The organism is Pseudovibrio exalbescens DSM 16456, assembly GCF_000422785.1.
Taxonomy (GTDB): Bacteria; Pseudomonadota; Alphaproteobacteria; order Rhizobiales; family Stappiaceae; genus Pseudovibrio; species Pseudovibrio exalbescens.
Map to the genome: position 1 here is coordinate 156,112 of NZ_AUGS01000002.1, position 24,948 is coordinate 181,059.

General features: G+C 54.9%; 18 protein-coding genes and 1 riboswitch. Of the genes, 14 read left to right on the plus strand and 4 right to left on the minus strand.

The genetic code is table 11. The features are described from left to right. Position 1 precedes the first annotated feature (1 nt). A complete protein-coding gene (gene amaB / locus G512_RS0103220) occupies positions 2–1,540 on the minus strand; it encodes an L-piperidine-6-carboxylate dehydrogenase (protein WP_028480455.1) in 1,539 nt (512 codons plus the stop codon). A gap of 275 nt (positions 1,541–1,815) precedes the next feature. Between amaB and G512_RS0103225 the strand changes: the two genes are divergently transcribed. Further along, on the plus strand, positions 1,816–2,736 hold the full coding sequence (locus tag G512_RS0103225; RefSeq protein WP_028480456.1) for a LysR substrate-binding domain-containing protein: 921 nt from the start codon (positions 1,816–1,818) through the stop codon (positions 2,734–2,736). Positions 2,737–2,742: 6 nt separating this feature from the next. On the opposite strand, the gene G512_RS0103230 is transcribed toward G512_RS0103225, so the two are convergent. After that, entirely contained in the window at positions 2,743–3,594 is an 852-nt protein-coding gene (locus G512_RS0103230) for a GNAT family N-acetyltransferase (protein WP_028480457.1), read from the minus strand. 176 nt (positions 3,595–3,770) lie between these two features. Here G512_RS0103230 and G512_RS0103235 point away from each other — a divergent pair, with 176 nt between their 5' ends. The 7 genes from G512_RS0103235 (at position 3,771) to gyrB (ending at position 13,511) form a co-directional block, all read left to right on the plus strand. Further along, the gene (locus G512_RS0103235) at positions 3,771–4,544 is read left to right on the plus strand and encodes an enoyl-CoA hydratase (RefSeq protein ID WP_028480458.1); all 774 of its coding nucleotides are present in this window, start codon (positions 3,771–3,773) and stop codon (positions 4,542–4,544) included. Positions 4,545–4,726: 182 nt separating this feature from the next. Continuing rightward, positions 4,727–4,993 (plus strand): 30S ribosomal protein S20, encoded by a 267-nt coding sequence (gene rpsT / locus G512_RS0103245; protein WP_028480459.1) that lies wholly within the window; start codon positions 4,727–4,729, stop codon positions 4,991–4,993. A 1,221-nt stretch (positions 4,994–6,214) separates the two neighbouring features. Then, entirely contained in the window at positions 6,215–7,690 is a 1,476-nt protein-coding gene (dnaA, locus tag G512_RS0103255; protein ID WP_028480461.1) for a chromosomal replication initiator protein DnaA, read from the plus strand. Positions 7,691–7,879: 189 nt separating this feature from the next. Beyond that, positions 7,880–8,998: a DNA polymerase III subunit beta gene (gene dnaN / locus G512_RS0103260; protein WP_028480462.1), complete on the plus strand. Its 1,119-nt coding sequence runs from the start codon at positions 7,880–7,882 to the stop codon at positions 8,996–8,998. A 64-nt stretch (positions 8,999–9,062) separates the two neighbouring features. Beyond that, on the plus strand, positions 9,063–10,193 hold the full coding sequence (recF, locus tag G512_RS0103265) for a DNA replication/repair protein RecF (protein WP_028480463.1): 1,131 nt from the start codon (positions 9,063–9,065) through the stop codon (positions 10,191–10,193). A 94-nt stretch (positions 10,194–10,287) separates the two neighbouring features. After that, positions 10,288–10,914, plus strand: a complete 627-nt coding sequence (locus G512_RS0103270) for a LysE family translocator (RefSeq protein ID WP_028480464.1) — start codon at positions 10,288–10,290, stop codon at positions 10,912–10,914. Between the two features lie 143 nt (positions 10,915–11,057). Then, positions 11,058–13,511 (plus strand): DNA topoisomerase (ATP-hydrolyzing) subunit B, encoded by a 2,454-nt coding sequence (gene gyrB / locus G512_RS0103275; protein WP_028480465.1) that lies wholly within the window; start codon positions 11,058–11,060, stop codon positions 13,509–13,511. Between the two features lie 66 nt (positions 13,512–13,577). Here gyrB and G512_RS0103280 read toward each other — a convergent pair whose 3' ends face one another. Continuing rightward, the gene (locus tag G512_RS0103280) at positions 13,578–14,273 is read right to left on the minus strand and encodes a GntR family transcriptional regulator (RefSeq protein ID WP_036488365.1); all 696 of its coding nucleotides are present in this window, start codon (positions 14,271–14,273) and stop codon (positions 13,578–13,580) included. Between the two features lie 359 nt (positions 14,274–14,632). On the opposite strand from G512_RS0103280, the gene G512_RS19870 reads away from it, so the two are divergent. Both G512_RS19870 and G512_RS19875 read left to right on the plus strand, forming a co-directional pair. Further along, on the plus strand, positions 14,633–16,078 hold the full coding sequence (locus tag G512_RS19870; RefSeq protein ID WP_051268842.1) for a TolC family outer membrane protein: 1,446 nt from the start codon (positions 14,633–14,635) through the stop codon (positions 16,076–16,078). Positions 16,079–16,126: 48 nt separating this feature from the next. Continuing rightward, positions 16,127–18,379, plus strand: coding sequence for a type I secretion system permease/ATPase (locus G512_RS19875; RefSeq protein WP_051268844.1), 2,253 nt, complete (start codon positions 16,127–16,129; stop codon positions 18,377–18,379). A 95-nt stretch (positions 18,380–18,474) separates the two neighbouring features. Here the strand turns inward: G512_RS19875 and G512_RS0103300 are convergent, their stop codons facing one another. Then, positions 18,475–19,779, minus strand: coding sequence for an HlyD family type I secretion periplasmic adaptor subunit (locus G512_RS0103300; RefSeq protein WP_028480467.1), 1,305 nt, complete (start codon positions 19,777–19,779; stop codon positions 18,475–18,477). A gap of 230 nt (positions 19,780–20,009) precedes the next feature. Then, positions 20,010–20,219, plus strand: a riboswitch (cobalamin riboswitch). A gap of 160 nt (positions 20,220–20,379) precedes the next feature. Here G512_RS0103300 and G512_RS0103305 point away from each other — a divergent pair. The 4 genes from G512_RS0103305 (at position 20,380) to G512_RS0103320 (ending at position 24,948) form a co-directional block, all read left to right on the plus strand. Beyond that, positions 20,380–22,233 carry a TonB-dependent receptor plug domain-containing protein gene (locus G512_RS0103305; protein ID WP_036488368.1) on the plus strand — a complete coding sequence of 618 codons (1,854 nt, stop codon included), beginning with the start codon at positions 20,380–20,382 and terminating at the stop codon, positions 22,231–22,233. 65 nt (positions 22,234–22,298) lie between these two features. Then, entirely contained in the window at positions 22,299–23,168 is an 870-nt protein-coding gene (locus G512_RS0103310; RefSeq protein ID WP_028480469.1) for an ABC transporter substrate-binding protein, read from the plus strand. Next, the gene (locus G512_RS0103315) at positions 23,165–24,166 is read left to right on the plus strand and encodes a FecCD family ABC transporter permease (protein WP_028480470.1); all 1,002 of its coding nucleotides are present in this window, start codon (positions 23,165–23,167) and stop codon (positions 24,164–24,166) included. The genes G512_RS0103310 and G512_RS0103315 overlap by 4 nt, the downstream gene beginning before the upstream one ends. Further along, positions 24,163–24,948 carry an ABC transporter ATP-binding protein gene (locus tag G512_RS0103320; RefSeq protein WP_028480471.1) on the plus strand — a complete coding sequence of 262 codons (786 nt, stop codon included), beginning with the start codon at positions 24,163–24,165 and terminating at the stop codon, positions 24,946–24,948. The genes G512_RS0103315 and G512_RS0103320 overlap by 4 nt, the downstream gene beginning before the upstream one ends.

Here is a 24,948-nt window from a genome sequence, read left to right on the forward strand (position 1 = left end):
CTTATTCCACGTCGAACTTAACGCCTTGCGCCAAAGGCAGCGCACCGGAGTAGTTGATGGTGTTGGTGGCTCGGCGCATGTAAGCTTTCCACGCGTCGGAACCGGCTTCGCGCCCGCCACCCGTTTCTTTTTCGCCGCCAAATGCACCGCCGATCTCTGCGCCAGATGGTCCGATGTTTACATTGGCGATTCCGCAATCCGACCCAACAGCCGAGGTAAAGGTCTCTGCCTCGGCCAGACTGGAGGTGAAGATGGAGGACGACAGGCCTGCTGCAACACCGTTTTGCATGTCGATGGCTTCGTCCAGTTCCTTGAACCGCATTACATATAAAATGGGTGCGAAAGTCTCTTCGAGGACCGGGCCAGTTTGTGCTGGCATTTCGACGAGCGCGGGCTGAACGTAGTACGCATCCGGGTAAACATCGGCCAGAACACGCTCACCTCCGTGCACGGTGCCGCCTGCCGCACGTGCCGCCGCAAGCGCCTGTTGCATCGCCTCATAAGCATCCTTGTCGATCAGTGGACCAATCAGGGTGCCTTCTTCGGTGGGTATGCCAATCTGGACGGAGCTGTAAGCCTTGATCAGACGAGGAATGAGCGCATCATAAACGCTTTCATGAGTAATAAGACGGCGCAAGGTAGTGCACCGCTGACCTGCGGTGCCCATGGCTGCGAACGCAATCGCGCGCAAGGCGAGGTCCAAATCGGCGGAAGCGCCCACGATTGCCGCGTTGTTACCACCCAGCTCCAGAATGCTGCGGCCAAAGCGTTGCGCGACCCGCGGCCCGACTTGTTGCCCCATGCGTGTGGATCCGGTTGCCGAAATCACGGGTACGCGGGTGTCATCAACAAGGGCGGCTCCTGTTTCCCGGGCGCCATTTACCACTTGAAGCAGGTTTTCCGGTGCATCTGCACCAAATTTGGCGCGTGCCTTCTGGAACAAGGCCTCAACGGCCATGGCCGTCAGTGGAGACTTTTCGGAGGGCTTCCAAACCACGCTGTTGCCGCAAACAAAAGCGAGCGCGGCATTCCATGACCAGACGGCCACGGGAAAGTTGAATGCGGAAATCACGCCGATGACGCCCATTGGGTGCCATGTCTCCATCATGCGGTGACCGGGGCGCTCGGTTGCAATGGTCAGACCATAAAGCTGGCGTGACAACCCAACGGCAAAGTCGCAGATATCAATCATTTCCTGAACTTCGCCCAGCCCTTCCGAAGTGATCTTGCCCGCTTCGAGCGAAACCAGAAGCCCCAGATCGTCTTTGTGCACTCTCAATTCTTCGCCCAATAGACGCACCAACTCGCCGCGCTGCGGCGCGGGGACAGTGCGCCAGGTCGTAAATGCCTCGTGAGCCTTGCCAACAATTTTGGCAACATCGTCGGCCGAGTGTTCGTTGATCTGCGCGACGGCTTCGCCGGTAATGGGCGACTTTGCAGCCATGGAACCTCCGGAAAGCCGGCTGGGCTCTACGCCCATGCGCGCCATGAGTTCGATGGTTTCCTCAGGCAAACGCCTGGTGTCGAGTGGTGCAGCCATAAACAGTCTCCGGAGCTGATGCTATCAGATGATTGATAGGCAGTTTCACGGATAAACGGGTTGGACAAAAGCCACGTATTTTCCAGTAGTCATGCAGTTTTGGAATGACTAAAGACGTAGTGCTTTCCTCGGCGATATGATGTAAGTCGCTGAGCTCAAAAGATCTATGCGTATGGTGAGCATGAATACGCCGCACCAAGAACGGCATCTAAATAGTCCTTTTGGAATTAAAGGCACGCTGATCTGCGCTTTGGGGAGAGTAGAGGGAGAACCAGATGAAGCGGGGGTTTATACCGCCCATCGACAGCCTGATCGCGTTTGAAAGCGCGGCTCGGCACGGCTCGTTCACCCGGGCCGCGGAGGAGTTGTTCTTGACGCAAGGGGCGGTCAGCAAGCAAGTGCGTCTGCTTGAGGCCCGTCTTGGCGTGGAGTTGTTCAAACGGGTGCGTCAAAGGATTGTGCTGACCGATGCGGGCCGACTGTATCTGCATGATATCAAGGGCACTTTGGAAAAAATGACGACAGCCACCCGGCAGGTCATGTCATTTGGTGGAAGCGAAGATGTACTCAATCTCGCTGTTTTGCCGACGTTCGGCACACGGTGGCTCGCCGGGCGCTTGCCGCGTTTTCACGAGCGGTATCCGGAAGCCAGTTTCAATCTGGCCGTACGTTTGCGCCCTTTCGATTTTGAGGCCGAGCCTTTCGATGGTGCCATTCACTACGGGGAGCCGGTTTGGGCGGGAGCCATTGCGGAGCCGCTGTTTCACGAGGAAGTGGTGCCGGTGTGTTCACGGCACTTCCGTGATCGCCATGGTCTGACCAAACCCGAACACCTTTGTACGGCACTGCGGCTGCATCAATCCACGCGGCCAGATGCCTGGCAACGATGGTTCCTGCAGGCGGACGTGGAAACGGATCTGGCGTTTCAAGGTCCGCGCTTTGATCAGTTCACCATGATTTCCCAAGCTGCTGTCGCTGGTCTGGGGGTCGCTTTGGTGCCGAAATTTTTCATCGAAGAGGAACTGCGTTCCGGCAGCCTTGTAATGTTGTTCGGCGTTACGTTGAAACTGCCTTCTGCCTATCATTTTGTGTATCCTGAAAACCGCACCATTCGACCGGTGGTCAAGGCCTTCAAGTCCTGGCTTCAGGAAGAAGCCAAAGATCAGAAAGATCGCGAAATCATGCTGCCAGGCTGACAGGTTCTAGCCCAACTCGAACGTGGTGATGCCGAAAATCTTGCTCAAGGGCAAATCTGGTGCTTCGCCGTGGTACATGCGCTCGGTTTCGAAGACGGGCGATAGCTCATAGCGTTCGGCAAACGCTTCCGCTTCCGTGTTCGGCTCCGGCAGGTCCAGCGTCACCATTTGACCGCGCACGGAACCGGCGAGGGCGCGAAACAGCAAGTCTGCCGTTTCCGCCGTTTCGGCAAAGAGTGGGCCAATCTTGTATCCTTCTCGACAGGCACGGATCGTACCGCAGCCGGTGATACTGCCATCTTCCACGACGCAAAACCCGAACCGTTGCCTATTCATTGGTTGATGCCATGCTTTGAGAAATGCGGGACGTGGTGTGGGAACGAACGCCTGATCATATTCGGCAATACTTGGGAATATGCCAGTGCCGATGGGCGACAGCCGAGGATCCTGCGGCACAGATACAACGGAAAGTCCAGTGTATCGCAGGTTTCGATGGGCTGGCTCAAAGCCGGACTTCCGGTAGGTGCTCACCTGTTCGGGAACGCTGTCCAGGCCAATTAGACGTCCTTCGACAGTTGTCAGCGCCTCACGCCAGACTTGCAGCGCCAGCCCCTTGCCACGTTGGTCCGGGTGGCAAATGTAAAACCCGATGAACCCATAATCGCCTCCATATTTGACCGCCGAAATGCCGGCAATCAGTCCGCCCTCCTGCTTGATGCCCCAAAAGCCGCTGGGATCGGCGGCCCAGAACGCATTGGCATCATCGAGGCCCGGATTCCAGCCCTCATCCTCTGCCCAGTCCATCAATGTATCCAGATCCGAGCGGGTGAGTTGTGTAACGCGATTGGCCGAGCTCATGGGTTTGCTGATCTCCTGCTGTCATTCGGGATTCAACGTAGCAGCACAGCGCCCCTTCTCAAAGGGCGAGGCGTCGCCGACCGTGCCTCTCAAGTGACCAGAAGGTTCAATAGGCCGCATGGGGCATCTGTTTTAAGACTTACGGTAATCTACCATGGTCAAGAGGGGGAGCTCCCATGAGCTATGAGAATATTATCGTTGAAACTCGCGGTAAGGTGGGGCTGGTAACGCTGAACCGACCAGAGGCGCTGAACGCCCTCAACAAGGACTTGATTGATGAGCTTTCAGAGGCGCTTAGCACATTTGACAAGGATGAGGACATTGGCTGCATCGTCCTGACTGGTTCTGAAAAGGCGTTCGCAGCGGGCGCGGACATCAAGGCGATGGCCGATAACGAGTATGTTGATACCTACCTGACGGATTTTCTTGCCAATTGGGATGATGTTACCCGCGTGCGCAAGCCTGTGATCGCTGCGGTGGCTGGATTCGCGCTGGGCGGGGGCTGCGAACTGGCCATGATGTGCGATTTCATCATTGCTGCTGATTCCGCTCGTTTTGGTCAGCCTGAAATCAAACTCGGCGTTATGCCAGGTGCAGGTGGTACACAGCGACTCACACGCTTTGTTGGTAAGTCGAAGGCCATGGAATTGTGCCTGACCGGGCGCATGATGGATGCCGAAGAAGCAGAGCGATCCGGTCTTGTCAGTCGGATTGTAAAAGCCGAAGACCTTGTTGAAGATGCCGTTGCGACAGCGGGGAAAATCGCTGAATTCTCAATGCCAATCGTCATGATGACCAAGGAAAGCGTCAACCGCTCCTATGAGGTTTCCCTGTCTGAAGGGGTGCGTTTTGAACGCCGTCTGTTCCAGTCCATGTTCGCGACGACGGACCAGAAGGAAGGGATGAAGGCCTTCATTGAAAAGCGCAAACCGGCGTTCAAAAATCGCTGATGTTGGTTTTAAAAGCATGGCGGGCGCGTTTTCCCATTGACGTGGCTGTTACTCATGCTTATAAGCGCTCCACAACCGGTGGCGGACTTGTTCGCCGCCGCTTTCGTTTGACCGGGGTTGCTTTGGGCGGCCTCGTTCGCGATTTGACACCAGTTCTTTACTGACAGATCAGGACAGAGCCCATGGCCAACACTCCTTCGGCCAAGAAGGCGGCCCGTAAAATTGCCCGCCGGACGGCCACTAATAAGGCTCGCCGTAGCCGTGTTCGCACTTTTGTGCGTCAAGTAGAAGAAGCTATTGCGTCTGGTGACCAGACCAAGGCTAACGAAGCGTTTAAAGCCGCTCAGCCGGAAATCATGCGCGCAGCAGGTAAAGGCGTTCTTCATGCCAACACCGCAGCGCGGAAGGTCTCCCGCCTGAACGCACGTATCAAGGCTCTCAGCGCTTGATAAGCCTTAACAGGTTTTATCAAAAAACCCGACCGTTCAGGTCGGGTTTTTTTTTAGCCGGGGTTCTATTATTGCCTGTTTTTTAAGCGGATACGCCTAAAAGTTGCTTGTGGATTACTCTGCATATTTGGCAGTAAATATTCAATATTATCAATAACTTGGAGATAGGTTAAAATTAGCAATGCCAATCACCTGAGATTCTTTGCGAGTCAAGGAAAAAGCGTCGGAATTTTTTTTGCGAAGCCTGGCTTGGTGCATTAACCAACCGGCGTTTCGAAAAGCCATTGAGTCTGAAGCGCTTTGTGGCATTCCTCGCCTTCGGATGTTAATGATTACCCTAAAGGAAGGGGCGTAGCTATTACGATCTGTTAATTTTTGGCTATTGCGGGACCAAAACGGGCTGTGTATGGTCCCAAGAAGTCGTCGGGTTGCTGCTCGGTTCCCTCTCCGAAACTAAAGAAAACGCTGTGGATCGGGAAGTTGAGGCAGCGCTTACTACTAGTAGTGATTGTGCGTAAGTAACATGGCAACTTGATCACTAGTAACGGGTATTCAGGTTTACTTTGTAGGAAGTTGTAACTGGGCTTGCCCGGGGCGATATCCTATTGTTAGGGGCAATGTAAACTGGGCGGACAGTAGGGCGTTAACGGTGGGGACGGACAAAGTCAGTTCAAACATGGTAAGCTTCCGAAAGCCGAGAGATGCGAGTGCGGCACCTATTGGTTGCCTGAACGCAAACGCTTGGATTACGGCGGCGCGCCAACACGCTGATGTCAAAAGGGGATTTTGGGTCATGTCGATTAAGGCTGTGCATTGGGGGGCGTTGTTGAAGATGGTGACGAACCGACTTTCTCAGCCAGCCGCGAAAAAAAGGCTTGACCAAATTGCCGATATCTATTTTCTGTGCCGGTCCGAGACGCGCAGTCACTCTGCAGCGCAAGCAAGGGCAGCATTCGAAAAAGCTCGGTATTTTAAGTGGACAGATAGGATCGCAGGGCCGTTGGTAACAACAGGACGAGGGGCATCGTATCCAGGTTGAGGTCTTTTGGGCGTCCCGGGATACTGATCGCACACATACACCATAGGAATTCTCTTGGTAGGGGCACCTCCCAAGATACACGGTTGCTGTAGCAGCAAAAAACAATCGACGCTCATGAATGAGCGCAACAACTTTTGAATCTGGGCATCTGTGGCGGAATGCCCATATTGAAGGAGGCTTACATGCACGTTCAGGAAGCTCCAGGGCCGGAGCAGTGGGACCGCGTAAAGAAACGCCTGCGGGCCGAGTTGGGTGAAGACGTTTTTACCAGCTGGTTTGCGCGCGTAGATCTGGAAGGCCATGATGATGGCACGGTGCGCTTGTCCGTTCCGACCCGCTTTTTGAAGCAGTGGATTCAATCCCATTATCGTGAACGCTTGATGGGCCTTTGGAAGAACGAGTGCGAAGATGTACAGCGCATTGAACTGACCGTGCGCGGTGCAGTTCGACCGCGTCCTGCAGCCCAAAAGGCGGCCGTTCAAGCCGGTATGCCGAATGGCGGCAAGGCAACAGACATGCGCCCCATTCAGGTCAACGACCCTGTGGGTCTGCGCGCCAATGCGCCGACATCGTCCGCAATGTCCCGTCCAGCCGGACGAGCGGATGCTTCAAGCAAGGATGTTCTCGAGGGTGCGGCCCTTGATCCCAAGTACACGTTCGATACCTTCGTTGAAGGTGAGTCCAACGTGCTGGCTCTGGCTGCCGCACGGCAGGTCGCCGGTGGGGGTGTTGTCACCTTCAATCCGCTGTTCCTGCATGCCTCTGTTGGTCTGGGCAAGACCCACCTGATGCAGGCCATTGCCAATCAGGCCCGCAATTCTGGCCGTCGTGTTCTGTACCTGACGGCAGAGCATTTCATGTACCGGTTTGTGTCCGCATTGCAGCAGCAGTCTGCCATGGCCTTTAAGGACACCTTGCGGTCAATTGATTTGCTGTTGATCGACGATATGCAGTTCCTTCACGGCAAACAGGTTCAGCAGGAGTTCTGCCATACGCTCAACGCGCTCATTGATGGGGCGCGTCAGGTTGTGGTGGCAGCAGACCGGGCGCCGTCTGATCTCGAAAGTCTGGATGACCGGGTGCGTTCGCGCTTGGCTGGCGGCCTTGTCGTTAACATCTCCGAGCCGGATTTCAACTTGCGGCGGGCCATTCTGGAAGATCGCATGCGTGCTCAGCAGCGCAGTTACCCGAACTTCCATGTGCCTGATGCTGTGTTGGACTACATTGCGCGCAACGTGACTTCGTCTGGGCGTGACCTTGAAGGGGCGTTGAACCGGCTGGTTGCCCATAACCAACTCACCAATTCGCCTGTTACCTTGGACATGGCTGAAATCACACTTCGTGATTTGATCCGCGCTGCAGAGCCGCGCCGGGTCAAGATTGAAGATATTCAGCGGGTGGTTTCCAAGCACTACAATGTGACGAAGGCAGATTTGCTCTCTGCACGCCGCACCCGCACGATCGTGCGTCCCCGTCAGATTGCCATGTATCTCGCCAAGATGATGACACCGCGCTCCCTGCCGGAAATCGGCCGCCGTTTTGGTAACCGAGATCACACCACCGTGTTGCATGCAGTGCGGAAGATCGAGGAACTAGCCAAGGCGGATAACGGATTGGCGCAGGAAATTGAGTTGTTGAAGCGCATGCTGGACGCGTAAGTACGCGGCAGTTGCCTCGAAATGACAGGCGGGTTCGTTAAAGCCCGCGTATTGAGGGCGCTGTCAACAGCGCCCTCTTGCTTTTTTATTCCATAAAGGGCAGTTTCTACGGCCCGGCGTCCCTGCCGGACGGGCGTTCTAGAATAAACAATTGCGGTCCCCGGGCCGCCAGCAAAACGGATGTTTCGCATGAAAGCGACACTTGAGCGGACTGAGCTCCTGAAGTCATTGACCCACGTGCATCGTGTTGTTGAGCGGCGAAATACGATCCCGATCCTGTCCAACGTCATGTTGCAGGCGGAAGGCGGCGAACTGAAGCTGCGGGCGACAGACCTTGATTTGGAAGTCATTGAGACAATTCCAGCGATGATTGAGGTACCTGGCGCCACCACCGTTCCCGCCCATATGATTTATGAGATCGTACGCAAGTTGCCCGACGGTTCTCAGGTCGTTCTTGAAGCCTCGGGTGACGATACCACGCTCGACATTCGGGCTGGACGCTCACGATTTGCATTGCAAATGCTGCCCACATCCGATTTCCCGGATATGACCGCAGGCGACTTCACGCACGCTTTCGTCATTCCGGCCGGCGGCATCCGAAAGCTGATTGATGCGACACAATTTGCCATCTCAACTGAAGAAACGCGCTATTATCTGAATGGCATTTACATGCATGCGGTTGAAGCGGATGGTGGGGTCAAGTTCCGGGCCGTGGCAACCGATGGCCACCGTCTTGCGCAATCGGAACTGCCGGCACCTGAGGGCGCCGAAGGCATGCCGGGCATCATTGTTCCGCGCAAGACTGTTGGCGAAATCCAGAAGCTGCTTGAGGATCCGGAAGCGGAAGTGAAAGTGGAGCTATCGGAAACCAAGATCCGGTTTACAACCGGCCCGATTGTTCTCACGTCCAAGCTCATTGATGGCAGTTTCCCGGATTACGGCCGCGTCATTCCCAAGAACAACGACAAGGAACTGCGCGTCGACCGCGATGTTTTCAAGGAAGCCGTGGACCGTGTTTCCACCATCTCTTCGGAACGCGGCCGGGCCGTCAAGCTGGCTTTGTCCGAAGGCAAGCTTGTTCTGACCGTTACCAACCCGGATTCCGGGTCTGCGACCGAAGAACTGATGGTCGAATATGAAGCGGACGACATGGAGATTGGTTTCAACTCCAAATACCTTCTGGATATTGCCGGCCAGCTCTCCGCAGATGCGGCGTTGTTCCGTCTTGCCGATTCCGGTTCGCCGACGCTTATTCAGGAAGATGGAAAAGAAGATACACTGTTCGTGCTGATGCCGATGCGCGTATAGTCGACAAAAGCCTCACCCAAACAGGTGTGAGGCTTCAAAATCCTAGCCAAGAGAGTGACGCAGGATGTCAGACCCAGTGTCCGTGACGCTGACACGTCTGGCTCTGACAGATTTTCGCAACTACGCGTCTGCGACGATCCCGCTGTCGAGCCAGATGGTGGCCTTTGTGGGTGACAATGGCGCAGGCAAGACCAATATTCTGGAAGCCATATCCTTCCTGACCGCAGGTCGGGGGCTTCGGCGTTCAGCCCTTTCCGACATCGGACGCGCAGTGGCATCCGGTAGTTGGGCGGTAAACGCGCGTATTGAAGGTGTGTACGGCGAAACGCGCCTTGGCACAGGATATACTGCCGGGGAAACAGGTCGGCGGGTTCGGATCGATGGCGAAGACGCTCGGTCCTCCGACATGCTACTGGACTATATTCGCGTTTTATGGCTGGTGCCCAGCATGGATGGCCTATTTACCGGCCCGGGATCAGATCGTCGTCGGTTTCTCGATCGTTTGGTCCTGTCTCTCAATCCGTCTCATGGCCGCATGGTTGCCAACTATGAAAAGGCGTTGCGTCAGCGCAATCGGTTGCTGGCGGAAGGGGGCATGCCCAGTTTTCTTGATGCTCTGGAAGCGCAAGTGGCGGAGTTGGGCACGGCAGTGACAATTTCTCGGCGGGAAACCGTGAGTTTACTGGCGGCAACCATTGAGGACCAAGCGGGCTTGGGATTGCCCTTTCCAAAGGCGTTGATCCAACTTGAAGGGGGATTTGAAACGCTTACGGAGGGTATGAACTCCACCGATACCGAAGACGCGTTTCGCACTCTGTTATCCGACGGCCGCTACCGTGATCGCGCGGCTGGCCGTACGCTGGAAGGACCGCATCGCTCTGATCTTGTGGTGCATCATGCGGAAAAGGAACTGCCCGCTGCCCTGGCTTCCACCGGGGAACAAAAGGCTCTGCTCATCGGCCTTGTGCTGGCTCATGCCAGCCTTACAAGTGCCGTTTCGGGGATGGCGCCGGTGTTGCTGCTGGATGAGGTCGCCGCACACCTTGATCCCGCGCGGCGGGCCGCGTTGTTTGCACGTCTGGAAGCCATTGGCGGCCAGGTGTTCATGACCGGGACTGATGCTGCCCTGTTCGAAGATCTGCCATCTGGCGCAGAACGTTTTCAAGTGACCGATGCACACATCGCGAGATTGTAGTCCATCTCAACACCATTGCGCCGCAAAATAGGGTGAGATACAGCTAGAGGGTACGCTTGAACCTTATGGAAGCCCGCTGCTTGGGAGACGCCTCGTGGATTTTGCATCTCTGCTTTTGTTCGCTGGAACGTTGTTTGTTGCGGCAATAACACCCGGCCCTGGCATCGCGGCACTTGTTGCCCGGGTTTTGGGCGGTGGCTCACGGGGTACGCCTGTGTTTTGCATGGGCATGGTTTCCGGAGATATGGTTTGGTTTACTCTGGCGGCCCTTGGGATGGCAGCCATTGCCAATACGTTTGCATGGGCGTTTGTGGCGCTCAAGTATGTTGGCGCCGCCTATCTCCTGTTTCTGGCTTGGAAAATGTGGCGCGCAGGGGCGTTTGCGGCTGACAAGGACGTGGCCGATGGGGGCGTGCCGCGTGTTGCTCCGGCTTTGAGAACCTATCTGGCCGGGCTGACGCTGACGCTTAGCAATCCTAAGGTTGTGCTGTTCTACATGGCTTTGCTGCCCAATCTCGTGCCCTTGGAAAAACTCACGTTGATCTCGTATGGTGAGATGGTTGCAGTGCTGGCGGCCACACTGGTGGTGGTGCTGACAACTTACGTCGTGTTGGCGAGCCGAGCGCGGAAGATGTTGACCTCAGATCTGGCCATCAAACGGCTTACAAGAACCGCAAGTGGCGTCATGGTTGGTGCAGCTGTGGCGATCGTGACCCGGTAAGCTTCAGCGCCTCGTTGCAATACGTGATTTTTCCCGATTTTTCTTAAGTTTAGCGGGGGTCAAAGCCCCTGATTGGTTGAACCCGTGGCTCAAGGATTTATAAGGGTCAGAAGGCTAAAAAACCGTAGAGTGAATTGATTCGAATGAGCGACACATCGACCCCTGAAAACGACGGACCGGACACCCCCGAGACAAGCGCGGAATACGGCGCTGGCTCCATCAAAGTGTTGAAGGGGTTGGATGCGGTGCGCAAGCGCCCGGGCATGTACATCGGTGATACCGATGATGGGTCTGGCCTGCACCACATGGTCTACGAGGTCGTCGACAACTCGATCGATGAGGCGCTGGCCGGTCATGCAGACTATGTTACGGTCACGCTCAATCCGGATGGCTCGGTAACCGTTACCGACAACGGGCGTGGCATCCCGGTTGAACTGCACCCGGAGGAAGGTGTCTCGGCTGCCGAGGTCATCATGACCCAGCTGCATGCGGGGGGGAAGTTCGACAGCAACTCCTACAAGGTTTCCGGTGGTCTCCATGGGGTGGGCGTTTCTGTTGTGAACGCATTGTCCACGTTCCTCGACCTGCGCATCTTCCGAAATGACAAAGAGCATTTTCTGCGCTTTCGTCATGGCGAAGCCGAAAAACCTCTGGAGGTGGTTGGCGATGCTGTGGGCAAGACCGGCACCGAGGTGACTTTCCTGCCGTCGACCGAAACCTTCACCAAGGTTGATTTTGATTATGAAACGCTGGAGCATCGTCTTCGTGAGCTTGCGTTCCTGAACTCTGGCGTGCGCATCATTTTGATGGACAATCGCGGCGTTGAGCCCGTTCGCCAAGAATTGTTTTACGAGGGCGGACTGGAAGCGTTTGTGCGGTATCTGGATCGCACCAAGCAGCCCATTATCGAAAAGCCGCTCACCATGACGGCAGAGCGCGATGGCATTACCGTTGAGGTCGCCATGTGGTGGAACAACAGCTACCACGAACAGGTGCTTTGCTTTACGAACAACATTCCGCAGCGCGATGGTGGAACCCATCTGGCCGGCTTCCGCAGCGCCCTCACCCGGCAGTTGACCGCATACGCGGATTCCTCCGGCTTGCTCAAGCGTGAGAAGGTTAACCCAACCGGCGAAGATTGCCGCGAAGGGTTGTCTTGCGTTCTTTCGGTCAAAGTTCCTGACCCCAAATTCTCGTCGCAGACGAAGGACAAGCTTGTGTCCTCTGAGGTGCGGCCCGTAGTTGAAAACCTTGTTGGTGAAGCTCTTGCGGAGTGGTTGGAGGAAAATCCGGCCCCTGCGAAGTCTGTGGTCTCCAAGATTGTGGAAGCAGCCAGTGCCCGTGAAGCAGCGCGAAAAGCGCGCGAACTCACTCGCCGCAAGGGCGCACTGGATGTGGCTTCTCTGCCGGGCAAACTGGCGGACTGCCAAGAGCGAGATGCTTCCAAGGCGGAACTTTTCATCGTGGAGGGTGACTCTGCAGGTGGCTCGGCCAAACAGGGACGGCATCGCGCCAATCAGGCCGTTTTGCCGCTACGCGGTAAGATTCTCAACGTGGAGCGCGCCCGCTTCGACAAGATGATTTCTTCGCAGGAAATCGGAACGCTGATCACCGCGCTTGGAACCGGTATTGGTCGCGAAGAGTTCAATCTGGAAAAGCTGCGCTATCACAAGATCATCATCATGACGGACGCCGATGTGGACGGTGCCCACATTCGCACGTTGCTGCTGACGTTCTTGTTCCGGCAGATGCCGGAGCTGATCGAGCATGGTTATGTCTATATTGCTCAGCCGCCGCTTTACAAGGTCAAGCGCGGTCAGTCGGAGCAGTATCTGAAGGACGAGTTGGCACTTGAGGAGTATCTGATTGCCAACGGTCTGGATGACACGTCGCTGACGCTGGCAGACGGTGAAGTACGGTCCGGGAACGATCTGCGTGAAGTGATCAACACGGCCCGTGAGGTATCAGCAACCCTTGATGGTCTGCATTCACGCTACGATCGACAGGTGGTTGAGCAGGCCGCCATCGCCGGTGCGTTGAACCCGGAAAACCTTAATAATCCGGATAAGGCCCGCGAAGCTGCAGCGTATATTGCTCGGCGTCTGGATATTCTGGCTGATGAATTTGAACGCGGCTGGGAAGGCGAGGCAACCCCGGAAGGCGATTTGGTATTCAAGCGTACGGTGCGGGGCGTGGAAGAAGTGGCGCGTATCGATGCTGCTTTGCTTGGATCTGCGGATGCGCGCCGACTGAACAGCTATCACGACTATCTGGATGAAGTCTATGTGAAGGCAGCCACGCTTACGCGCAAGGACAAGACAACGGCGATCCGCGGACCGCAAGCCTTGTTGGAAGCCATTTTTGTCCAGGGCCGCAAGGGGCTTTCCATCCAGCGCTACAAGGGGCTGGGTGAAATGAATCCTGAACAGCTTTGGGAAACAACGCTCGACCCTAATGCCCGGTCTTTGCTGCAAGTGAAAATCAAGGAAGCCGACGCGGCAGATGATATCTTCACAAAGTTGATGGGCGATGAGGTGGAACCGCGCCGCGAGTTCATTCAGTCCAATGCATTGACCGTTGCAAACTTGGATATCTGATCGACCTCTGACCACAGTAATGAGAACGCCTCGGCAAAACCGAGGCGTTTTTTGTTGGCGAAGGCGCTAGACAGCCTCCTCCGTTCCATTGAGGATCCAAGTTTTGATCAAAAAATCAATGTGTTCGCTAATAGCTTCTGCGGCTTCCTCGGGTGTTCCGGTTCGGTAGCACTCGAGGATATGAGAATGGCGTTGAAATACATCGTCGGCATTCACCTTTTCCGTCCGACCACTTAGTGTGAAGCGATGCATGTGTATTGCACATCTGTTGAGGATTGGTTCCAACCCTTTCAGGCCCGATTGCGCAAACAGCAAGCCATGAAACCGCCGGTCGAATTCACTGCAAAGGTAGATGCGCCCGTCCTGTGCTGTGCAGTACATGGCATTCATTATTAGTTTCAGATTGTGATAGACCTCATCGGGTAGCTTGGAAGCGACCAGCCGGGCCGCTGCCTTTTCCAATTGCTTGCGGATCAACACCATCTGCAGGGCTTCGTTGCGGCAAAGCGGTGAAACCTGGGTACCCCGATAGTCGTTGCGAATGACAAGACCATTGTTGTCCAGCCGGATAAGCGCCTCTCGCACTGTTCCCTGCGCACATCCATAGTCGACCGCGATCTGTTGTTCGCCGATGGTTTGACCGGGCTTCAAGTCCCCAATGATGATCCGTTCCTTGAGGCCGAAATAGACGAAGTCGCTTTTGCGCGATCGCTGGCTTTGTCGAGGGCTTACGCCGAATTCTTTCACGAAATCCAAGTGCATGGGGCAGGCTTCAGCTTTATGGATGCCGGCGCATCCGTCATTTGATTGTGTTTTGGGGTGCAAGAAGCACCTTGTTTCCACTATCGCACCTTTGGGTTGTACTACAATCCGACGAAGGTTTAAGCAATTGGGATCAAGAATATTTTGGTAAATCGTGAAATCCATTGGTTACCAATAACAATTACCAAATCAAGTTTATCTTGAAGAAATAATAAAACAACGAGGTATCGCGAAAAATTACAATTGATCTCTTTACGCGCTTCATAGGAAACTCTTGAGAACCTATTTATTGCCAGATGGTTAATTTGTATCTCGTTGACTGTTGAGGGCACCTGTTTTGCTTGAGATTGGTGAAAGAAATGCCTTTTGCGCGGCTTCGTTATTGGGCCATGGCAGCCTCCGTGGTGGCCACAGGTTGTTTGGTTTTTGGTGCGATATCTGGTCCAGCTAGCGCGTTATCGCTGCAACAGGCTGTGCAGGAAACGATTGCCAACGACCCGGATATTCTTGCAGCTGAAGAGAACAGGGAAGCGATAGAGTTCGAACTGCGGCAGGCACGGGGATTGTATCTGCCTCAAATTGATGTCGAATCATCCATTGGTGCGCGGCGGTTGGACAACGACAGCCGCCGAGCGGCTGGGGAAGAGGGCACGGCCTTGTTTCCCAGAGATATAGGGGTGTCTTTGAACCAGACCCTGTTTGATGGCTTCGGTCGGGACGCGGAAGTGGAACGGCAGGCCTCTCGTGTGGACGGTGCATCCTACCGTGTTTACGAGCGTTCCGAGTTCATAGGATTGCAAGTCACCCGAGAGTTTATCGAAGTATTGCTGCAAGATGCCATCATCAAGGAGGCCCGCAAGAACGTCGCGTTTCATCGGGCCATCATCGCAGACATCCGCGAGGGAGTGAACAGCGGCACCTTGACCAGCGCCGATCTGGAACAGGGCATTGAACGTCTTCTGGGTGCAGAGAGCCGGGTAATTGAGGCACAGGAGCAGCGGGCAATTGCGACCATTCGCTTGCAACGCTATGTCAACCGACCGGTGCATGGTGTTGGCGGCTTGCCATCGCTCGGGCACTTTGTTCCGCAGTCCCGAGCACAGGCTGTGGCTCTGGCGCGTCAACATAATCCGTTGATCCTTTTGGCGACTGCAGACATTGATACCGCTGCTGCTGAGCTGAAGTCGGCCAAATCCTCGTTCTATCCTCGTATCGATCTTGAGGGCTTGGCCCGGACTGGCGAAGACATCGATGGTGATGATGACCGCACTTCCGACCTGCAGGTTCGCCTTGCCTTGCGGTGGAACATTTATCGCGGTGGTATTGACAGCGCAGACGTACAAGAGCAGATCCGCCGTCTGGGGGAAGCTCGGAAACTGCGAGATTTGAGTGTGCGGGAGGTCGAGCAGAATGTGCGTGCCGCCTGGATTACCCGCACCAAACAACGAGCCTTGCAGCGCAAGCTCGAGGAACAAGCAGCGGCCAACAATGACGTTGTCACGTCCTACCGGGAGCAATTCCGCATAGGATTACGATCGCTTCTTGATCTGCTGGATGCACAAAATACCCGGTTCAATACAAACGTCCTGGTGCACACCTCTCGGTTTGCAGCAGCATTTGCAGATTATCGCGTTGTGGCAGCAACGGGACGTTTGCTGGATGCGCTGCACACAGCAAAGCCTCCTCAGGCCGAAGCATTCGCCCGTGCAGAAGCACATGTGCCGCCTCCCCCAAAACCAAAGGATCTGAAGCGAAAAGATCCCTATTTCGGACGGATTGAGTATTTTCGTTCGGATTTAGATTAGGTTTTCTTGTCATTGTGACGTAAGGTCATGAAATGATGAGAGGACCATATGGATACTGGGCGACGCAATATCGATCTGCACCTGTCGCATGAGGAAATAACCGAGGATCACCCCGATCCGTTGGTGTCTTGTCTTCAAATTGTGGCCTCTCATTTCAACCGGCCGACCTCACTTACGGTGCTGACAGCTGGGCTTCCGCATGAGACGGATCAGTTTACGCCAGAGCTTGTGGTAAGGGCGGCAACGCGTATCAATCTCGAGGCAACGCCACGACGCACGGCGTTGTCCAAGCATCCGGCGTTCACCCTCCCCGTGATTGTGGCTCTGAAAAAAAGAGGGCCTGTGGTCATTCTGGAAAAGGCGGGCAAAGGGGCTTTCAGCGTTGCGTTGCCGGGACGTTCTGAGCCACATACGCTGACCGATCTGGAAATAATGGAAGATTACGCGGGCTGGACCATCAGTTTCAAGGAAGCGGCGGCGGCGCCTTCAGGACTGCATGGGCCTGTTACTAAAAAGGGCGCCGAAAACTGGTTTTGGGGCCCTTTGAGAACCTACTGGAAGAGTATGGTTCAGGTCATGATGGCAGCAAGTGTCATCAACCTTCTGGCCTTGGCCTCACCGCTCTTCGTGATGAATGTCTATGATAGAGTTCTACCCAACAAGGCCTTGTCCAGTTTGTGGGTGTTGGCGTTGGGATTGAGCATTGCATTTGTGTTCGATCTTCTCCTAAAGGTCTCGCGGGCAACGCTGATCGACTATGTGGGGCGGAAACTTGATATTCACGTCTCTTCCGCTCTCTTTGAGAAGGTGATGAACATTCGCTTGCAGGAGCGTCCGGAGTCGACGGGCGTCTTTGCAAACCACATTTCACAGTATGAGTATGTGCGCGAGTTCTTCACGGCCAGCACCCTTTCTTTGCTGGTAGATGTGTGTTTTCTGTTCCTGTTTTTGTTTGTTATCTACCTTCTGGGTGGGTGGATGGTGATTGTCCCCGCGATTGCCGTGGTGCTTGTAATCGTCTCAGCCCTTGTACTTCAGGCGTTTGTATCCCGGTATCTGGCTCGAGCCCAATCTGATGCGGCCCAGCGACATGGTTTGTTGGTTGAAAGCCTGACGGCCATGGAGACGCTGAAGAGCCTGCGAGCAGAAGGCTACTTTCTGGCCAAGTGGGAGCGTTTCATTCAGGAGGGCAGCCGGACCCAGTCGCAGATCAAGGCTTACAGTTCGCTGGCCGTGAACATTGCTCAATTTCTTCAGCAGATGACAACGGTTTGGGTGGTCGTGGCTGGTGTGTATCGCTTTGCCGAAAACGAAATTACTATGGGCGTGATCATCGCAATTGTCATGCTTTCCGGGCGCACGGTGGCCCCTTTGGCGCAGATGACAACCATCTTGACGCGCGCGCGCTATGCTTTTGCCGCGCTCAAAACGTTGGATGACGTCATGGGCCAGCCCGACGAGCGGGTTGGTATGAAGGACTATGTCAACCGCGTAGTGCTTGACGGAGAGCTGGAGTTCCGCAACGTGTCCTTCCAGTATCCGGCTGTGGATCGAACCATTTTGAGTGAGGTATCCTTCCACATCAGCCCCGGCGAGAAAGTCGGTATCTTGGGCGCTATTGGCTCGGGCAAGACCACCCTGGCACGTTTGGCTTCCGGCCTTTATACGCCAACTTCCGGAGAGGTGCTCGTGGATGGCGTGGATGTGCGCCAATACCATCCCTATGAAGTCCGCAAGGCTGTTGGGCTCGTGGTTCAGGAGACGGATCTGTTTCGTGGGTCGCTCAAGGAAAATGTTCTGGTCGCCAAACCCGGGGCAAGCGATGACGAAATCCTTTTTGCATGCCGGATGGCAGGTGTCGATGCTTTCGCGGCGCGTCATCCCATGGGCTATGACATGCCGGTGGGCGAACGGGGCAGTTTCCTATCCAGTGGTCAAATACAATCCATTGCTCTGGCTCGGGTGTTTCTCATCTCGCCGCCAATTCTGTTTCTGGATGAGCCTTCCAGCGCGCTGGATCTGGCAGCAGAAAAGGTGCTGATCCGGCACCTGAAAGAGGCCATATGGCCGGACCAGACTCTCATTCTCGCGACCCATCGGCAGGCCATGCTGGCACTCGTCAATCGGTTGATCGTTCTGGATAATGGGAAGGTTGTAGCTGATGGACCAAAGGATCGGGTGCTTGCGGCCCTTGCCGAGCGCGCCGCAGCCCGGGCGGTGCAGGATCTGTCTGATACTTCAAATGACTTTGGCGAGGATGATGACCAGGAAGAGCCCCCGCGACAGTCAGGACAGGCATAAGGGGAGTCGCGCTTTTTGAAGCGATTACGGCGGACCCTTGAATGGATCGGTGCCACCACGGTATGACAAAGCGCTTCAAGCGATGGGCAGCTCCCTCACCTTTCACGTAAAGCTGTACTTTGCGCGGTAATCAGCGGTTCCATCAGATAGGCCAGTATGGTTTTCTCACCGGTCAGAATATCAACTTGCCCAAACATGCCCGGCATCAAGGGGTGCTTCTGACCTTCCAGTTCCAGGTAAGCGTTTTCGGATTCCACGATCACGGAATAAAACGCTTCGCCGGTATCCTCATCATGAATAACATCCGCGCCGATCGTCGTTACCGTACCATCCAGACCGCCGTAGGTTGAAAAGTCATAGGCGGTGATTTTTACCGTCGCCGGTTGCCCCGGATGTATGAACGCGATGTCCTTTGGGTTCACTTTTGCCTCGAACAACAATCGGTCGCCGATGGGCACGATTTCAAGTACGGGCGTGCCGGCACGCACAAAGGCGCCATTTGTATTGACATCAATCTTGTTCACGATGCCATCCACCGGCGCATAGGTGTCGGTTTGGGCCAATTTGCGCCGGGCGGCACGAATGCTCTCGGTAATAACCGAGAGTTCGGAAATACGCTCGGTCAGTTCATTGAGAATGTCTTCTTCTTCCTTGGATTGGATCTCGGCTTTTTGAGCTTCAATTTCGGCAAGATCCGCATCAAGCCCAACAAGGCTTTCGCGTGCGGTGCTTTGTTGACGGCGAATATCGGCAATTTCGCGATCCAGGCGCAACAAATCCGTGCGCGGCGCGATCCGTCGCTCCACCAATGGTTCCATCATGGTGCGCTCGGCCTTGGCGATTTCAAGACTCTCCTCCAGACCGGCAATGTTGGCGCGGATCTCTTGCTGTTTGCTGCGCTTGCTTTGCAGCCGCTGGTCCAGTGTTTCAAGCTGGCGCTGCAGGTTCACGCGCTTGCTGCGAAACAGGCGAAGCTCATTTTCACAAACCTGCTGCGCGCTTTCCGTAATGTCCTCAGGACATTCGAAGGTCTCATCATCCCCAACGCCCGCTACTTCAAGCCGAAGGCGTGCGATTTGTGCGCGCAAAGCGCGGCTTCGTGCTGTCAGCTCGCCAAGTGCGGCGGAGTTCGTCGTATCATCAAGCCGAAACAACAAGTCACCCTTTTTGACGCTTTGCCCTATTTCGACAAAGATCTCCTTGATGTTGCTGGTCTCGGAAGCTTGGATCACCTGCGTTCGCCCAGCTGGTATAACCGTGCCCTCGCCCCGTGTAACCTCTTCAAGCCGCGCATAAGCGCTCCACGTCAACCCAACCACTAATAAAGCGATGATGAGAAAAATGATGGCGTTTGCCATGCGCGGAGGACGGTCGTGTTGGTCGCTATCCAGAACAATCATGCGAGATCACGCTTCTTATTGTTGTTATATTTGCCCCAGCGTAATCAAAAAAGGTTTCCATGTCATTTCAACAGCGCGTCTGTCTGGCGCTCGAATCCCAAAAGGCCGACTGTCGTTGTGGAAAGAGAAATGGACGAGGATTGCGCGGATTTAGAATCAACCTAAGGACATGACAAAAAACAATAATTTAAAATCACTTAAGAAATATTGACAAATATGTGGCAATCCGGTTTCCTTGCCTCGCATTTGGTTCCCACAAGAAAGATGGGATGAAAAGGGAATGCGGTGCCAACCACTGGTGTTGAAAGCCGCAACTGCCCCCGCAACTGTAGGCGATGAGCCAAAGCTCGCAAAAGGCCACTGAGCGTCACAGCTTGGGAAGGCGGAGCATGAGGCGATGACCCGCAAGTCAGGAGACCTGCCGAATGCCGTCACTATCCCTCAACGCGGGGTGCGTTCAGGGGCGGTCTCTCCGTTCAAGTGGCAGTCGAACCGCGGTTGTTTGAAACGCGCTGCAAACTAGGGGCCAGCGCGCCGATCAACCTAACGTTAGAACTAACAAACGCAACACGGCTGTGTTGCGCATGGTGGAACTTGGACATGACGAAACGAACCGTATTGCTGGCCGGTGTGTCTCTGGCACTCCTCGGGGGCTCGGCGCTGGCGCAATCACAGGAAACGTTTGGTACGATCGAACTTGACGAAATCATCGTCTCAGCGAACAGGGCACCGTCCGAGGCTGCCAAAACCGGCTCTACTGTACTGGTCGCAACGGCCGAAGATCTGGAGCAAGCAGGAGACATAGAGCTTCAGGATTATCTTGCCCGATTGCCCGGCATCACTGTCTCTCAAAACGGCCCACCGGGCACTCAAAGCAACCTCAGGATCCGAGGTCTGGGCCTAGCGTATATTCAGGTTCGGATTGATGGCATTGATATTTCCGATCCAACCGGGACTCAAGTAGCAACTAACTTCAGCAACCTTCTTGTTGATGACATCGAGCGCATTGAAATTTTGAAGGGATCTCAAAGCGCGCTCTATGGTTCTCAGGCCATTGCTGGTGTCATTGATATCACGACAAAGCGAGCCGCCGCCGGCGAGGTTACTCAGTCTGCGCACTTGGAAGGCGGCAGCTACGCTACACTCAACGGGTCTTACGGTATCGCCGCCGGTTTTGAGCGAGGCGAGTTCTCACTGAACGCGCAGCACTTCAAGACCAACGGATTTTCGGCGTTTGACGAGGATGAGTATCCCGGTGCTGAGGCCGATGGGTATCGCAATACAACCTTATCGGGAAGAGGTTCCTTCCTGCTGACGGATCAGGTTGAGTTGTATAGCGCTCTTCGCTACTACGATACATCTGTTGAGTATGACAATGACTATTCAGGCGGCGCAAATGCGCCCGTTTCGACGGATACCATTCTATTTGGCGGGCGAACGGGTGCAAAGGTAGCGTGGTGGGATGATCGCGTATCCAGCGACATCTCGGTACAAGGGATGCAGACGGAACGCAAATACTACACTGATGATGTTTTCCAGTTCTATTTTAAGGGTAAACGCTTTTCGATCGAAAGTATCAATACCGCTGAAATCACAAGTAGTTTGGACATCACTGTTGGTACTAATTACAATAAGGAATATGCTGAAGGCACTTATGGTTTGGATGCAGATATGCATACTGCCGGTGTCTTTGGGCAGATTGACTGGTCTGCAACTGATGTCCTGAATATGTCGTTGGCGGGGCGATTGGACAACCATTCGGACTTTGGTACCTATGAGACATTCCGTTTGAGTGCTGCCTTCAATCCAGATTACCAAACCACAATTAGATCAAGTATTGGTACCGGTTTCAGAGCGCCGTCATTGTATGAACTTTATGATCCGTATGCCGGTGATAGTACTCTTGAGCCGGAAGAAAGCTTGAGTTTTGACGTAGGGGTAGAACGCTCATGGATGAGTGAACGTCTCTCCACCTCAATTGGTTACTTCTATATTGAAACTGAAAATCTGATTATTAACGATGCCGGAACGGCCTACAAATACGTGCAGGTTCCCGGAACTAGTACTAGCCAAGGTGTTGAAACGTCTGCTCAGTTCACGGTAAATGACTATCTGGCGTTAACGGCAGACTATACCTACACTTGGGCAGTTAATTCGGATGACGAGCGTCTCGCCCGAGTACCGCGCCATGACGTTGGGTTGGGTGCCGTCATTGAGCCGACTGATAACTGGCGAATTGCCCTGCAGGGTAATTATGTTGCGGATACTTTAGCAAACGATGGCACTGATCTGGAAGATTATTTTCTGTTGAACGGCAATGTGGCTTACGAGTTTGATGAAGGCCCAGAGCTGTATGTAAGAGCAGAAAACATTCTTGATCAGGATTACCAGACTGCCAAGGGTTATGGCACTGCAGGGTTTTCGGTATATGCCGGTGTAAGAGCCCAATTCTGATCTCTTCAACAAAGGCTAGGGCTCCAGACCTCTGGAGCCCTGCCAGAAAGCGGAACGGCGCGTTCGTGAAGAAACATTTTCGACGAGCACTGATTGTTGCAAGTGCGCTGGTTTTCGTGGTCTTTGCACCTGTTTCTGGTGCAATGGCTGCGGCCCAGCGGGTTGTTTCCATGAACCTGTGCACCGACCAGCTCTTGATGCTTGTTGCGGATAAAACTCAAATCGCATCCCTGTCACACTTGGCACGTGATGAAACGCTGGCTGTCATGAGCGCCCGGGCGAGGAACTATCCGGTGAACCATGGTCGGGCGGAAGAGATCTACCTCTCACGTCCCGATCTTGTGCTGGCGGGGTCCTACACTCAGTTCAACAGCATCAACATGCTGCGGGGGCTCGGTATTTCGGTAGAACAGTTTGCTCCCGTCCGTTCGCTCAAGGACATTCCGGCAAACTTGCGTCGTATTGGTGCGCTGGTTGGCCGCGAGGCCCGTGCAGAGGCCTTGGTGGCTGCGTTCCAGAGCCAGTTGGCCGAGGCTCAACGAACCGAGCGCGCTGAAAACGTTCCGGCTGCCATCTACTATGCCAACAGCTATACCGCTGGCCAGGGAACGCTTATGGATGAAGTAGTGGGTGCGGCCCGGCTTGAAAACATAGCTGATCGACTCAGCTTGACGGGAACGCGAAGTTTGCCCCTTGAACTCCTTGTGATGGAAAGCCCGGATGTTCTCGTAACCGCACGAAAGACCGGGCATCCTCCGGCGCTTGCCCATGAAGTTTTGCGGCACCCTGCCCTGCGCCGCACCATCCATCGCCAGGGGGAAGTTGCAATCCATACGAAATATACAATTTGTGGCTTGCCGTTTATAACGAGGGCAATTGAAATGCTCACGAAGGCAGGAGACGTGGTGGCAAGTCAGGCGGATAGTCGTAAATGACGGCTCGTATACCCCATTCAGCTCTGATTATCGTCTTGAGTGTCGGTGTTCTGCTCGGCTTTGGTGTTTCTCTGTCCGTTGGCCCAGCGCAGATCGGACCTCTGGAGGGGGTGAAAGCGCTGTTTGCAGCTGATGGCAGCCCACAAGCCGTCGTGATGCAGGATATTCGGCTGCCCCGCGCTATCTTGGGGGTGCTCATTGGTGCCACACTCGGGCTATCCGGGGCCGTGTTGCAAGGATATTTGCGCAATCCGCTTGCAGAACCTGGTTTGATCGGCGTGAGTGCTTCCGCCAGTCTCGGCGCGGTGATCGCCATTTATACCGGGTTTTCTCTTGTGTTTCCCCTTGCCCTGCCATTGATGGCGCTCGCGGGGGCCGCTGTTGCCGGCGGGGTTTTGAATGCTCTGGCAGGCCAAAGAGGTCATACCCTTACGCTGATCCTTGCGGGTGTCGCGATTTCGAGTATTGCAACCTCGTTGACGTCGTTGGCACTGAACTTGTCGCCAAATCCGTTTGCGGCCATGGAGATTGTGTTCTGGATGCTGGGTTCATTGGAGGACCGGTCCATGCAGCATGTCTGGTTGGCCCTTCCCTTGATGGCTATCGGCTGGGCCATGATGCTGTCGCTCGCCAAGCCGTTGGATGCCTTGACACTGGGCGAAGAAGCTGCGGCCACTTTGGGTGTGAACCTGCGCCGGCTCAGTCTTGTTGCCGTGATAGGCACAGCTGCCAGTGTAGGGGCTGCAACGGCAGTGGCCGGTGCCATTGGCTTTGTGGGGCTCGTCGTGCCGCATTTGATGCGCGGCGTCGTTGGGCATCAACCCTCCCGCCTGTTGCTTCCAAGTGCGTTGGCCGGTGCCATTATGCTCACAGTCGCAGATGTTGGTGTGCGGGTCATTGCACCTCAAAGTGGTCTTAAACTGGGAGTTCTTACTGCACTCGTCGGTGCGCCTTTCTTCCTGTGGCTGATCCTTTCCAAACGCAGGAGCTTGTTATGAGCCGGCTCAAGGTTTCCGGATTGACCGTTCATCGCGGCCAACGCGCGACACTGCGTGACGTGAGCTTTGAAGCATCCGGTGGCGAGCTGATAGGTGTGGTTGGGCCAAACGGGTCTGGCAAGTCCACCTTGATGAAGGCCATTCTCGGATTGCTCCCCCATGGAGGCGAAACCACGCTGGAGGGGGACGCCATCCAGACTCTCAGCCTCAACCAGCGGGCGCGCAAAATCGCATATCTTCCGCAGGACCGGGAGGTGGCGTGGGGGGTGTCGGTGGAACAATTGGTGGCTTTGGGCCGGGCGCCTTACACCAGTGCGTTTGGTGCATCAAATACGGCAGACCAACAGAAGGTCGAATCCGCCATGATGGACATGGAAGTGATGGATCTGCGTGCTCAGGCCGTAAATCGGATTTCGGGGGGCGAGTTGGCGCGGGTGTTGATGGCGCGAGCTCTGGCGCAAGATACGCCCTTTTTGCTGGCTGACGAACCTAATGCGGGGCTGGATCCAGCCCATCAGCTGCACCTCATGAGCATCTTACGTCGTATTGTCACCAAAGGGCAAACCATTCTGGTTTCACTGCACGATCTCAATCTGGCGGTAAGATGGTGTAGCCGGGTACTCGTGATCCGTGATGGTACATTGCAGGCCGATGGCGCACCCAAAAACACCCTGACACCTGAACTGCTGGCGAGTGTTTTCGGTATTGAAGCCTTTTGCGGCGAAGCCTCTCAGGGGGGCACGGTCATTATTCCTGTCCGTCGTCTGGACTCCGAAACCTGA